Annotated in this window: 11 protein-coding genes; 6 read left to right on the plus strand and 5 right to left on the minus strand. The window is 44.7% G+C overall.

Annotated elements, in window-relative coordinates:
* Positions 1-61 precede the first annotated feature (61 nt).
* Positions 62-838 carry an NUDIX hydrolase gene (locus tag AC2D6U_RS04545; protein WP_484719760.1) on the plus strand — a complete coding sequence of 259 codons (777 nt, stop codon included), beginning with the start codon at positions 62-64 and terminating at the stop codon, positions 836-838.
* Positions 839-970: 132 nt separating this feature from the next.
* Here the strand turns inward: AC2D6U_RS04545 and AC2D6U_RS04550 are convergent, their stop codons facing one another.
* Entirely contained in the window at positions 971-4,144 is a 3,174-nt protein-coding gene (locus AC2D6U_RS04550; protein ID WP_484719761.1) for a WD40/YVTN/BNR-like repeat-containing protein, read from the minus strand.
* A gap of 113 nt (positions 4,145-4,257) precedes the next feature.
* Here AC2D6U_RS04550 and AC2D6U_RS04555 point away from each other — a divergent pair, with 113 nt between their 5' ends.
* Positions 4,258-4,935, plus strand: a complete 678-nt coding sequence (locus AC2D6U_RS04555; protein ID WP_484719762.1) for a YciI family protein — start codon at positions 4,258-4,260, stop codon at positions 4,933-4,935.
* 402 nt (positions 4,936-5,337) lie between these two features.
* On the opposite strand, the gene AC2D6U_RS04560 is transcribed toward AC2D6U_RS04555, so the two are convergent.
* The gene (locus AC2D6U_RS04560; protein ID WP_484719763.1) at positions 5,338-6,546 is read right to left on the minus strand and encodes a PepSY-associated TM helix domain-containing protein; all 1,209 of its coding nucleotides are present in this window, start codon (positions 6,544-6,546) and stop codon (positions 5,338-5,340) included.
* Between the two features lie 442 nt (positions 6,547-6,988).
* Here AC2D6U_RS04560 and AC2D6U_RS04565 point away from each other — a divergent pair, with 442 nt between their 5' ends.
* The gene (locus AC2D6U_RS04565) at positions 6,989-7,288 is read left to right on the plus strand and encodes a GIY-YIG nuclease family protein (RefSeq protein ID WP_484719764.1); all 300 of its coding nucleotides are present in this window, start codon (positions 6,989-6,991) and stop codon (positions 7,286-7,288) included.
* 301 nt (positions 7,289-7,589) lie between these two features.
* Here the strand turns inward: AC2D6U_RS04565 and AC2D6U_RS04570 are convergent, their stop codons facing one another.
* From AC2D6U_RS04570 to AC2D6U_RS04580, 3 genes are all read right to left on the minus strand, one after another.
* On the minus strand, positions 7,590-8,567 hold the full coding sequence (locus tag AC2D6U_RS04570) for an NADPH:quinone oxidoreductase family protein (RefSeq protein WP_484719765.1): 978 nt from the start codon (positions 8,565-8,567) through the stop codon (positions 7,590-7,592).
* 83 nt (positions 8,568-8,650) lie between these two features.
* The gene (locus tag AC2D6U_RS04575; protein ID WP_484719766.1) at positions 8,651-9,355 is read right to left on the minus strand and encodes an SIMPL domain-containing protein; all 705 of its coding nucleotides are present in this window, start codon (positions 9,353-9,355) and stop codon (positions 8,651-8,653) included.
* A gap of 195 nt (positions 9,356-9,550) precedes the next feature.
* Positions 9,551-10,447 carry an SOS response-associated peptidase gene (locus AC2D6U_RS04580; protein WP_484719767.1) on the minus strand — a complete coding sequence of 299 codons (897 nt, stop codon included), beginning with the start codon at positions 10,445-10,447 and terminating at the stop codon, positions 9,551-9,553.
* Positions 10,448-10,709: 262 nt separating this feature from the next.
* On the opposite strand from AC2D6U_RS04580, the gene AC2D6U_RS04585 reads away from it, so the two are divergent.
* From AC2D6U_RS04585 to AC2D6U_RS04595, 3 genes are all read left to right on the plus strand, one after another.
* Positions 10,710-11,321, plus strand: a complete 612-nt coding sequence (locus AC2D6U_RS04585) for a 2'-5' RNA ligase family protein (RefSeq protein WP_484719768.1) — start codon at positions 10,710-10,712, stop codon at positions 11,319-11,321.
* Between the two features lie 147 nt (positions 11,322-11,468).
* Positions 11,469-11,912, plus strand: a complete 444-nt coding sequence (locus AC2D6U_RS04590) for a hypothetical protein (RefSeq protein WP_484719769.1) — start codon at positions 11,469-11,471, stop codon at positions 11,910-11,912.
* Positions 11,913-11,943: 31 nt separating this feature from the next.
* Entirely contained in the window at positions 11,944-12,303 is a 360-nt protein-coding gene (locus AC2D6U_RS04595) for a four helix bundle protein (RefSeq protein ID WP_484719770.1), read from the plus strand.
* Positions 12,304-12,358 lie beyond the last annotated feature (55 nt).

The raw sequence follows: 12,358 nt of genomic DNA on the forward strand, positions 1-12,358 counted from the left end.
ACAAATTAAAGATATGTATTATTTTGTTACTTTGAAATATTGGAAGATCGAAGCATCTGTTTTGAGTAAATTTTTAAGAGAGTTAGTAGAAAAGTGTGTCCCGGGTGTATCCCTTGATTGTGTGGTGTTTGGCTACCAGAATAGCGCACTTAAGGTCCTTTTGCTTAAGTATAAGGAGCACAATGCATGGGCCTTACCTGGTGGGTTTTTACCACAAGAACAGGAAATGGAAGAGGTGATAGGTCTGGTGCTGAAGGAAAGAACGGGACTCGATGGGGTTTATTTGGAACAGTTTAAAACCTATAGTTCCATCAATAGAGGGTGGAATTGTAATGAAATCAGTCAAGAGGGGATTAACAAACTTAGATCAACGTGGAATACTTCAGATCGGACTGTCCTTGAGCATTGGTTCAGTCAGCGGTTTATTTCTACCGCCTATTTTGCGCTCATCAATTGTAATAAAGCCGAACCGACTCCGGATGCTGTCAGTGAAGAGTGCGCTTGGATTCCAGTAAATGAACTGCCCAACCTTGTTTTGGATCATAAGGAGATGATTTCGGAAGCGCTGAGTCAGTTAAAAAGACAAATCAATTTTTTACCGATCGGCAAAGAACTTTTGGATCAAAAATTTACTATGCTGGATTTGCAACGACTCTACGAATCAATTCTTGACCAGAAACTTGATAGGGGAAATTTTCAGCGAAAAATGATGAAGTTAGGTATTTTGAAGAGACATGAGAAATTGATGACCGGAGCGCAGAATAAGGCTCCCTATTTGTATAGCATAGACCATAAAGTATATGATCAACTCATACAAACAGGAATCAGTTTTGTGTAAGAGACTTGTTGCTAACGTTAGCCATCGTGCATTTTTGTGCACGATATATTTCCAATAATTTGACTTTTATGCACGATAGCCGTCCCAATTGGAGCGCTTATGTGTATTTTCTCTTATTTCCTGATCGACTGATCATTGCCCACCTGTCTTCTCAATATCAATGCGTCTGTCTTGTTTCTGTAAGGCTTTATTGAATTCTTGGATGTCCTTATTGATCAATTCGTCAAACTGCTCAATGGCTACCTGTAGGCGCTCATCCAACACCTCATAAACCTCACCCTGTTGATCGGTCGGACGGAAATCAATTCCACTCGAGTTGATGTCTGAAGCCAAGGCGCTCAAACGACCATAGAGCTTGATTGGAGAGCGGAAGGCATCTTCTCGGGCGCCCGTCAAGTGGATGTCATAGAGTTTGCCGGCCACTTCTTCAGCGGCAGCTTTTAGTTGTACCGCTTCTCGAATGGTGCGTTTGTTTCCACCTTCTGCGATGATGGCTTCCAGTTCTTTTCGTAAGATTTCGACAGCATTGATGTTGCTGACCGCCACATTCATGGCATCGCGCAATTGCAAGGAGAACTCAACTTGTGCTTGGATATCATCGATCGTTCCCTCCGCATGAGGATCTTTCAATACGGTAAAAGTGGCACTGGTACGGCCAGTTTCCTTACCTTCTTTGTCGGTCAAGATCAAGGTGGCTTCATATTGACCCGGAACTACACGCGGACCGCTTTGACCTGCCATTAGATCAAGATCCCATTGAACCAGTGGTCGCCAGCCCTCGCCATTGAGCTGCACCCAAGGTCGACCCGGAGGCTGTACGCGCAGCTGCGGACGGAAAGTGGGTTCGTAGCGCAAATCCCATTGTGCACGGTTGGCTCCAGCATTCGCTCGGGCATTCACTGTACGCACCAAGTCACCATTGGCATCACGTATTTCAATTTGAGCTGTTCCTTCATGTTTTTCAGGCAAGAAATAATTCAAACTAGCGCCATAGCGTGGGTTACTACCCGAATTAAAGCTTTGTCCGTCCGTTTTGATATTCTCTCGGTTATTGAAACGCCAGGCATCGCGCACATCGAAAAAAGCCAACTCGCTCTTTTGGTCTAAGCCACGAACAGCCGACAAGTCATCTAAGATGTAATAGCCACGCCCATAAGTGCCGACCACGAGGTCGTCAAATCGTTCTTGAATTTCGAGCCAATAAACAGGGGCAGGAGGTAAGTTCAATTTCAATCGACTCCATGAGCTGCCATCATCATGGGAGATGAAAATGCCATTATCGACACCCACATACAGCATGCCTTCTCTTTTGGGGTCTTCCTTGACCACATGCACAAAAGAGGATTCATTTTTTGGAATACCATCCGAGATCTTTGTCCAGCTTTGCCCATAGTCTGTGGTTTTGAAAATATAAGGATCAAAATCACCCATTTGATGCAGATCGACCGTGATGTAAGCTGTGGCCTTATCGTAACGAGAGGGTTCGATATTGGCAATGGTTCCCCATTCCGGTAAGCTGGGGATATTGGCAGTAAGATTGACCCAGCTTTCGCCACCATCTTTCGTTAGTTGCACCTGCCCATCATTGGTGCCCACCCAGATGACTCTGGCTTCAAACTTCGATTCTTCAATAGCAAAGAGGGTAGAACCATCAAAGGTCATGAGGTTGTCGATGGCTACACCACCGGAATTTTGCTGATGGCTTTTCAGGTTTAGGGTTAGATCAGGAGAGATCACCTGCCAGCTTTGGCCACCGTCATCGGTTTTATGGACAAATTGGCTACCCACATAGACTCTACCACTCGTATGAGGAGAATGGCTTAAAGGGAAGTTCCAATGCCATCTGTATTTCATGTCAGCCGGAGCCCAACCGTAACCCGCTTCCGGCCAAACTCGAACATCGCGAGAATAGCCTGTACGCAGGTCGTGACGATCTAAACCACCGTCGTAGCAGCCTGACCAGATGATGTTGTTGTCGACAGGGTCTGGCTTAGCAAAGCCTGATTCACATCCACCTACGCCTTTCCACATGCCAAGCGGAATGTAACCGGCCAGGGAGTTGCTTGGTCCCATGTAAGACCAGCCGTCTTGTCGGTTACCAAAGACATTGTAAGGGATTTGATCATCCACAGCGACATGATACATCTGTGCGATGGGAAGCACCACGCGCTGGAAAGATTTGCCATGATTGTAGGTAATGCTCACCCCACCATCATGGGCAACCATGTAATGATCGGGATTCTTTGGGTTGATCCAAATGTCGTGGTTATCTCCACCACCTCTAGGTGGACGTCTGTTTCTAGTTTTGCCACCGTCTAAGGAATGGGTGAAGCGAACGGTCATCGAGTAGATCTCGTTAGGATCGCCTGTGTTCACTCTCAATCTAGTGTAATAGGGTGCCCGTTCGTTCCAATCATGGTCTTGGCTCATGAGCGTCCAGCTCATGCCTTTGTCTTCCGAACGCCATACTTCAGGACTTTCCGCCTCAAAAAGAGCGTAGACGATATTCGGATCGCTATGGGAAACATCGACAGAGGTTTTCCCAACCGGACGGTCAGCACCAAAAGGTAAACCATATTTATTCAGCGGCTCCCAGCTATCACCTCCATCTGTCGATTTATAGATACCACTGCCGGCACCACCAGAGTTTAGGCCCCAGGTGTTGATGTCTATCGACCACATGGCCGCATAGATGATGTCAGGGTTTTGCGGGTCGATGGCCATATCAGAAACACCAGTACCTTCGTCGACAAACAAGACTTGTTCCCAGGTATTACCACCGTCTTGGGTGCGATATACGCCTCGCTCTTGCTGTGGGCCATAGGTGTGACCCAAGGCACCGGCAAATACCGTTTTTGGGTCAGTCGGGTGGACGATCACTCGTCCAATACGGCCTGTTTTTTCTAGGCCTTTATGTTCCCAGGTTTTACCTGCATCAGGTGAAAAATAGATGCCATTGCCCATGGCGTGAGCCGGACGAATGACGAAAGTTTCACCTGTACCTACCCAAACATGCTGTGGATCAGAAGGTGCCAAGTCGATCGCTGCGACAGAAGAAACGTCCTGTTGATCAAATATCGGGCGCCAGTTGATGCCCATGTCTTCGGTTTTCCAAAGCCCACCTGAAGCAGCACCGATGTAGGCGACACTTGGATTATCCGGTTCAGCGATTACGGCTATGGCACGGTTGCCTTCAGGACCGATAAAGCGGAAGTTGTGTCCGTTGAGTTGCTCATCTAAGCTTTGCTGTGCAAAACAGATGGAAGTGGATAAGAGGAGAACCAGGCTTGAAATGATGCTTTTCATTGGGAACAGATAAAGGTTGAAAACTGAATTTAAGGAAATATTCAATGCTCATCACACCATTTCCACAAAAGGAGATTATGACGTTAAGCGCTTAAGCGGTAAATTCATTCCACATGAAATACTTTTTGATTTTTTACTGCCTCGGTACCATGTCATTGGCAGCACAAGAGGGACGCTATACCTTCGTCTTCCTCAATACCAATCCTGATAGGGAAGAGCTGCCTAAAGAGCAAGTTGACAGTCTACAAGCGGGACATATCGCTAATATTGGCCGTTTGATCGAAGAGCGCAAAATGATCGCAGCGGGACCATTCCATACCGGTGGGGGCATCTTCATTTTTGACAAAGACAAAAAAGCCACGGAGGCAGTGCTGAATTCAGATCCTGCCATTGCTGCAGGTCGTTTCAAGATCGAGACGATTCCGTTTTCTATGGACATGGGACAGCTCTGTCCGATATGGGATAAGGATGAAAGCGAAGTCGAAATGACCACCTATTTTATCATGCGGTTCCGAAATAAGTTCGATTCTGAGGGTTCTTATGCCATGAAAACCAACCGATTTACACTCGATAAGTTGAAGGAAGCCGAACGCAAGCTTCCAGAGGTACAGGTCTTAGGCGACCTCAATTTTGATGGCAATCAAGGGCAAGTGGTGATCTTTAAAGGAGATGAGGGAAAAATGGCAGATTATGAACAATTCTTCAAAGCCCATAAAGGAGTACAAAGTGGGATCATGGAGTTCTATTTGAAACAGCTGTATTTCGCTAAGGGGGTGTTCTGTGAGGAGTAATATTGAGTCTAGAGTCTTGAGTTGGCGTAGGGGCGGCCCGATAGTTGTCGTCACTCAGAGCTCCTTCTCCGTAGTACTACAAAGGAGAAGCACAGCGAACTTGCCTGACGATAGGCAGGGAGTACTCTTCTAATAATAAGGAGATCCTTCTCCCGATAGCTATCGGGACGTCATACTTCCTCCTTCTGGATGACGTAACTAAATAAAGAACGTCACTCAGAGCAGAATCCCGATATCATCGGGATGTAGCGTGGAGTCTCCTTATTCAAAGGAAAAGAAAGACCTGCCGGTGGGCTGGTGCTTGCTTCAATTACTAGATCCAAAAGGCGATCCAACTGAACAAGGTGAAATCACATGGAGGGTGGCTCAACGCACTGAGCACTCAACAGCATTTACCTAAATTTAGGCCGTGGCCATTTTGCCCTTCGGCTGTTCCGTGTAACGAGGACTGAGGTCTTGCTTTTTGTTCTTCGCTCTTTTCTTTTTCAGTTTATTCACCCAGATCAGCGTACCCGTAACCGGTAAACTTGTCGCGATCAAGCAGGTAATGAAATAAATGATCTTGGAGAATGTCCCAAATACATAGCCCATGTGTAAGGCTTTAATGGAACTGCCAATGCGCTCATTCAAAGGTTTTTCAGAAAAGATGTTTTGCTCAACTACCTCACCCGTGTATCGATTCAGTTTGATTTGATCACTTCCCGAGGGAGCAAAAAAGCCTACTTTTGATTTGGTTATTGATATAGTGGTGGCTTCATTGGAGGGGATAGAAATTCGGTAATTACCGTCATAAGCTAAGACTTGATCCGCCTTTGCTAAAGTGGCTTCCAAGGCTAGCGCTTCTTGTCCCTCATAGGATTCCTGAGCTTGAAATTCTTCCTGTTGTGCTCTTTTGGATCGATCCACTCCGAGGACGTTATACAGGCCAGATCTGTACCAATCAAAAGACCATTGAAGGCCTGTCAGACTCATGATGAGTAAGAAAATGGCAGAATAAAAGCCGAGTGCGTTGTGCAGATCGTGATTGACGCGTTTCCAGTTACCCGACCATTTGATAGTCAGTCCTTGCTTCCAAGCTTTTACTTTGCGAGGTGTCCAGATGACTAGTCCTGAAAGGGTAAGGAATACAAAAATGATGGTAGCGATACCGACGATAGGTCTGCCGATGCTTCTATCTAAGGCCAGCCATCGGTGCAGGCGCATCATTAAACTGAAGAAACTGGAACTAGAGGTGGATGTATCGCCTAAGACTTCTCCTGTATATGGATTGATGAGGTAATAGGTACCACGTCTTTCACCTTCTTTACGCACATAGACGCGTGCTGCACGTTCAGGGTTTTCATCCAGACTTAGTGTTGTGATTTGCATCTCAGGGAATACCTCTTGCGAAACGATCAGGATCTCATCAGGAGAGAGTCTTTTGCTATTTTCAGGTATATCCACGAAGAATTTATCGCGGGCAATGGTTTCTTCAATTTCAGTTCTGAAGGTGTAAATAGTCCCCGTTAAACAAACAATGAAAAGGATGAGGCCGGCAACAAGACCAAGCCATAAATGAAGTGTATTCACCAATTTTCTTGCCTTTTGCCAGGTTGTTGTGGGTTTTTGCATCACTAAAGTCTGTGGTTCTCTATTCTTATTTAGACTGATTTCAAGTAATGCAAAACTAATGGTGGAAGTATTGGCAGTCAATCACTAGTTCTAGTGAATATGGTGAGAGTTGAGAGAGTTAAGTCTCAAGTCTTGAGACGTGAGTCTTGAGTTAGCATAGGGGTGGCCTTATGGTTATCGTTACTAGGAGTGAAATTAGGTGGAGCTAGGATTCTCCTTTGCTGAAGGGGAGACCTGCCTGCCGGCAGGGAGAACTCTTCTAATAATAGGGGGATCCTTCTCCCGATAGCTATCGGGACGTCATACTTCCTCCTTCTGGATGACGTACCTAAATAAAGAACATCACTCAGAGCTCCTTCTCCATAGAACTTCGAAGGAGAAGAGCAGCGAAGAGTCCCCTTATTTGAAAGCTTATTAAACTGTATTTCATTAAACACACCATATGACTTACGGCGGGACAGTATATATTCTGACGAATAGACATCACACAACTCTTTACGTAGGTGTCACGTCAGACATTCCATCAAGATTCAGACAACATTTGAATAGAGACGACCCAAAGAGCTTTACGGCTCGATATAACCTGAATAAACTGGTTTATGTAGAACATCTAGATCATATTGATTCTGCGATACAAAGAGAGAAATATATCAAAGGAAAGAGCAGAAAATGGAAAATTGCATTGATTGAAGCTAATAACCCTGACTGGAGTGATCTTGGACCGGAAATATTGAAATGGTAAAAGTTTGAGTAAACGATTAGGAGATCCTTCGGTCGTCATACTTCCTCCCTCTGGATGACGAAAAATAAAAAGGTTCGTCACTCAGAGCGCAGCGAAGAGTCTCCCTAAACGATAGGGAGATTCTTCGGTCGTACCTCCCTCTGAATGACGGTTAGTATTAAGGATGACGAAAAGTAAAAAGAATCGTCTCTCAGAATGGAGTCCCGATGATAATCGGGACGGAATGAAGAGTCTCCTAAATTGACAAGGATACATCTTATTGACGGTAGGTAACTGTGCACTAGGCATCATGCACCGGGCACTATTTTCCTATTTCTACTACATTCTTTCCTATGACCTTTCTGTCCATCAAATCTTGGATGGCTTGTGCACCTTCTTCTAGAGAGTAGGACTTGTGTATGTGTTGCTTCAATTGTCCCGTTTTGATCCAGCCAAGGATCTGCTGAAAGTTCTGCATGCTCTCTTGAGGCTCTTTTTGAGCAAATGCGCCCCAGAAAACACCCACAATCGATGCACCTTTGAGCAATGGCAGGTTCATTGGAATGGCCGAAGGCTTACCTGCCGCGAATCCAACCACCAAATAGCGACCTCCCCATGACAAAGAACGAACGGCAGGTTCGGCATAACGATCACCCACCGGATCATAGATCACATCGATACCTTTGGGGTGATGTTCTTTGACAAAAGCACGTAAGTCGGTTGTCTCATAATTGATCAGTTCATCGGCTCCTGATTCCTTGCAAACGGCTAGTTTTTCTTCAGCACTCGCCGCAGCGATCACATGAGCCCCCATCAATTTGCCTATCTGAACAGCCGCTAAACCCACACCCCCTGAAGCACCTAAGACCAATAATTTTTCTCCTTTTTGGAGCTTTCCTCTTTGCTTAAGTGCATGTAAGGAAGTACCGCAGGTGTACATGGTGGTGGCACCTGTGATAAAATCCATTCCTTCAGGCATGGGCAAACATTTGTGTCCATCGGCTGCTGCATACTCCGCAAAGCCACCCCAACCGGTCAAGGCAAAAACTTGAGTTCCGGGCTTAATGTGTTTGACCTCGCTGCCCACCTCAACCGCAATGCCTGAAACCTCACCACCAGGGGCAAAGGGTAACTCGGGTTTGAATTGATACTTATTTTGAATGATGAGCGTATCGGGAAAATTGACTCCACAGGCCTTGATCTGAATCAAAACTTGATTTGGGTCGACCTTAGGATGAGGTAACTCTCCAAAGCTCAAGTTCTCCGGCTTTCCAAATTGTTGACAGATAAGTGCTTTCATGTCCTTAATTAACAATTAACAATTGACAATTAAGCATTAGTAAATATCAATAATCAGTAAGGCGTCCACTATTGGCGTATGATTTACTGCTCAATGAAGTAGGTAACCGTTACCGATTTGCTGAGCTTTTGAGGTGCCAGGTTATAATTGCCAAAATTTAGCGACTTCTCTCTTGGGGCGACCACTACTTCTCCGAGCATTTCGGCATCGCTGAATCCGAAGGGAGTCCTGTTGCTCTGAAAATCGATTGACTTGATCTTTCCTATTTGAAATGCGCCCGAGGCACTCAATAGTTCTGCTTGCATCTTGGCATCAGCAAAAGCAGCTTGTGAGAGGGTTTTTTCTTTTTGTTTTCTCAAAGATGCACTGATCATTGGGTTAGGAGAAAAGTTGAAGCTTCCTTCAACATCATTGAGCACATTAAGGATCGCAATGATGTCATCTGAATCAGCATTCATGATGAAATACATGTTCTGCAGGCTGCTGAAATAGTTTTTGCCATTGCGATAGGTATTATCAACCACATTGGTTCTGAAATTATCCGTTTTGATACTGTCGGCATGGATTCCTGAACGGGTTAATGCGGCCACTACTTTATCGATCAGTTGATTCAATTCTTCAATAGATTCCTCCTGCGTATCCGCATTGACATTAAAATTTAAATTGAACTGCATCAAGTCAGGGATCACTTCAACTTCGGCATTGCCTACCACACGAACGGTGCCCTGGTCTTGGGCTTGTGAAACTGTGTAGGAAAAGAATAGGAGTAACAAGAATAGCTTTTTCATAGTAATTGTGTTTCCTGTTAGTTGTACAACTACAATGCCATTTATGAATTAAGAGTTAAGAATTGACAATGCACAATTAGGTATTGATAAGAGGTGCAGAGATTGCTTCGTTCGTTTCACTCCCTCACAATGGCAAAAACGAAATGGGACGTCAGTGCGAGCTACGAAGCAATCTAGAATTAAACACTCGCGATGTCACGAAGTGACGCGCGAGTAGTCCATTTCTGGCCAGATGAATTTTTCCCGTATTTCCGGTACATTTCCCAGATAGGGATAGTCTTTCCGGTCACGAAGGTTTCTTACAGAATGGAAATCCAGTAATTCGTCAGGATAGGCCCTGCAAATGTTTTTGATCTCCTCCTGAAATAGTTTTTCTTGAACAGGGTCTCCTTTTTGACCAGGAGAAGTGGGGTATGGCCTTAGGTATTGCTCTGCCTGTTCTTCATCTAGGATCACCAGCATGCGGTGTCCATTCCCTCGTTTGATCATGCTCGGATTGTTATGGATCCGGGCCAGCTTCTCATTGGCCTCACAGGTTAAGGTGGCCAGCACATTCTTCACGACTTCCTCACCAGTCTCTTCATCCACAAAGCGTGCCTTACGACAAATGGCAGCGATGAGCATAGGAGAGTCATCCTTTTTAAAAATACGGAAAGGGTAGGTCTTGCCTTTGTAATGATGTGATTCGTAATAGGCATCGATCTGTACCACACAGCGACCATAACGGGCTGCTTTGCCAAAAGCGCGCTTCTCAAACATGGTCTGTGCTTGTGCATTGAGGTTGTTGTTGTACGGACTAGCCGGATCGTAGGCTTCTTTTTTGTTTTTCACCCAGGAAGGAATAAACCCCCATTCAGCTACAGCCGCTTTTTGTGGGGTCAAGCTAGGGTAAACGATCATCGGTGGATGAGCAAAGCCGCTGACATGGTAGAATCCGGGGAGCTCCATCGATTCAATTTCGTTACCCATTACAGGTCGGCCGGTCAAGGTTTCGATCTCTTTGATCAGTTTCTGAATGGCCGATTCGTCCATACCGCTATGGTAGGCGCGCTTCAATTGACTCTGTAATTGGTATTCTTTATCGTAACACATAGCGCTTCGCGAATTTCAATTGTCAAGTAAGAATTAAAAGGTATCCAATCAAGATACAATAATCACCAGTTGATACTGAGCATGAGGCCTTCCAAACTTCCATTATCGGTCTTCCGACTGATTTTCTCCTCACTCCCAAATGCATGTTGCATAGGCTGTCATAGAAAGTTGCTAAAAATACTAGTGAGAGGCAATGTTACAAGAATGATTAAATACTAAAAATAATAGTTTACTATACTAATATATTTAGTATATTTGAATCATGAAGATCAGCAATTCGAACCCAATGTTTTCTTACAGTGCTTTGAGTGAGTATTTGATCATTGCTTTGCCTTATGCCGAGATCGGTGAAGAGGTGAAGCAGATCAAGAAGGATTTCTTTCAAGCATATGGCGCTTATCCAGGCCAGAATTCTTGTGGCCATATCCGTTTGGTTTCTTTTTTTCAGTTTGAAGAGCGAGAAGAGAAGATCCTTGGAGCGGTACAGTCTGTTTTAGATCAAATGACTTCTTTCGAGGTCTTCTTAGATGGTTTTGGCTTCGATGGGAGGAGAAGAGATGTCTATCTTGACGTATTGAATAAAGGGTCATTAAAGGATCTTTACGATTTGCTTCGTTTAGCGCTTTTCGATCAGCTGGTCTCCTTGGCTTTCTTAAACCCGAATTACGATCCGAGGATGGTGATCGGGCAAGACCTTTCCCCACTCCAGTTTTTGCATGCGATCAAAGCCTATGAGCAAAAAGCATATGCTAATCATTTTAGGATATCGCGGCTGCATGTGCTCAAACGAAAGGCACCTTTTAAGGTATGGGAAAGCTTAACGGCATTGCCTTTAGCAAAGACCCAGTCGGAGCTATTGGGCTTCTACGAATAGTAAGTTCGAGGGCTCAGAAGGAGCCTTCATATGTTTAGGTGAACACCCGCACGTCTCCACTACTGCCATGGTGGAGACGGCTTGGGTGTAAAGACACTCCTGGAGAGTGATGTGTGTAGTCAACAACAATAATCGAAAAAGTAAACCATGAGGCGTTTTAGTAATTTGAAGATCTTAGAACAAGGGATGCAGTTGGTCACTGCGGCGCATCAGCTGAACGACCAATACGCACACACAGATATGGCCGGACTGATCAAAGAGATCAACCTGCTGGCCATTGGTATTCCATCATGCATTGCTGCAGTCAGTGAAGACGAGCAAGAGATGTATCGAAAAGGAATTGAAAAGGCATTGGGCTCAGTAGGTGATATCCAAGGTAAATTGGCCCATATTCCTATTAAGGACGATCAGTTACAGGGCTTCGAAAGCTTGGTGATGGAAGGGTCCGCTCTTCTCAAAAAAGCGCTTACTCCCAAGCAGAAAATAAACTTTAAACGACCAGTCAAGCAATCTAGACTAACCATTGCCAGCAAGGGTAGGGCACCAATGCCTTTGCGCGTAAAGCAAGGTTGGCAGGCGGAGTTGTTTTAGCTATAAGCTTTTAGCTACAAGCTCCAAGGAGATGAAGAATTTTAAAAAGTTAAAAGTTTGGGAGAAGGGAATAGAGCTATCTGTCAAAGTATATCAGTTGGTCAAATCGTTACCTGAGTATGAAAAATATGGACTGTCAAATCAAATGACTAGGTGTGCCATATCGATTCCTGCTAATATAGCTGAAGGAAGTAGTCGAGATAGCAGTAAGGAATATAAGAGGTATCTTGAAATTGCCTTAGGTTCATCTTTTGAGTTAGAAACATTTCTTACCATAGTGCTTAAACTCAAAAAGCTCGAAGAAAGTGCTGTAGATGAGTTAATGCAATTGAATACGGAAGTACAAAAAATGCTTTCAGGACTAATCCGTAAACTCAAATCTGAATACTAAATTCCTATAGTTTAAATCTAGTCCCTTACAACTTGTAGCTCGTAGCTTGTGGCTT

It is taken from the genome of Roseivirga sp. YIW32 (assembly GCF_057219245.1).

What these genes read in the sequence shown, in the direction of transcription:
- AC2D6U_RS04565 (WP_484719764.1), top strand. Translation starts at nt 6,989, where the DNA reads ATGACTTACGGCGGGACAGTATATATTCTGACGAATAGACATCACACA.
- AC2D6U_RS04555 (WP_484719762.1), top strand. Translation starts at nt 4,258, where the DNA reads ATGAAATACTTTTTGATTTTTTACTGCCTCGGTACCATGTCATTGGCA.
- AC2D6U_RS04590 (WP_484719769.1), top strand. Translation starts at nt 11,469, where the DNA reads ATGAGGCGTTTTAGTAATTTGAAGATCTTAGAACAAGGGATGCAGTTG.
- AC2D6U_RS04550 (WP_484719761.1), bottom strand. Translation starts at nt 4,144, where the DNA reads ATGAAAAGCATCATTTCAAGCCTGGTTCTCCTCTTATCCACTTCCATC.
- AC2D6U_RS04560 (WP_484719763.1), bottom strand. Translation starts at nt 6,546, where the DNA reads ATGCAAAAACCCACAACAACCTGGCAAAAGGCAAGAAAATTGGTGAAT.
- AC2D6U_RS04570 (WP_484719765.1), bottom strand. Translation starts at nt 8,567, where the DNA reads ATGAAAGCACTTATCTGTCAACAATTTGGAAAGCCGGAGAACTTGAGC.
- AC2D6U_RS04585 (WP_484719768.1), top strand. Translation starts at nt 10,710, where the DNA reads ATGAAGATCAGCAATTCGAACCCAATGTTTTCTTACAGTGCTTTGAGT.
- AC2D6U_RS04575 (WP_484719766.1), bottom strand. Translation starts at nt 9,355, where the DNA reads ATGAAAAAGCTATTCTTGTTACTCCTATTCTTTTCCTACACAGTTTCA.
- AC2D6U_RS04595 (WP_484719770.1), top strand. Translation starts at nt 11,944, where the DNA reads ATGAAGAATTTTAAAAAGTTAAAAGTTTGGGAGAAGGGAATAGAGCTA.
- AC2D6U_RS04580 (WP_484719767.1), bottom strand. Translation starts at nt 10,447, where the DNA reads ATGTGTTACGATAAAGAATACCAATTACAGAGTCAATTGAAGCGCGCC.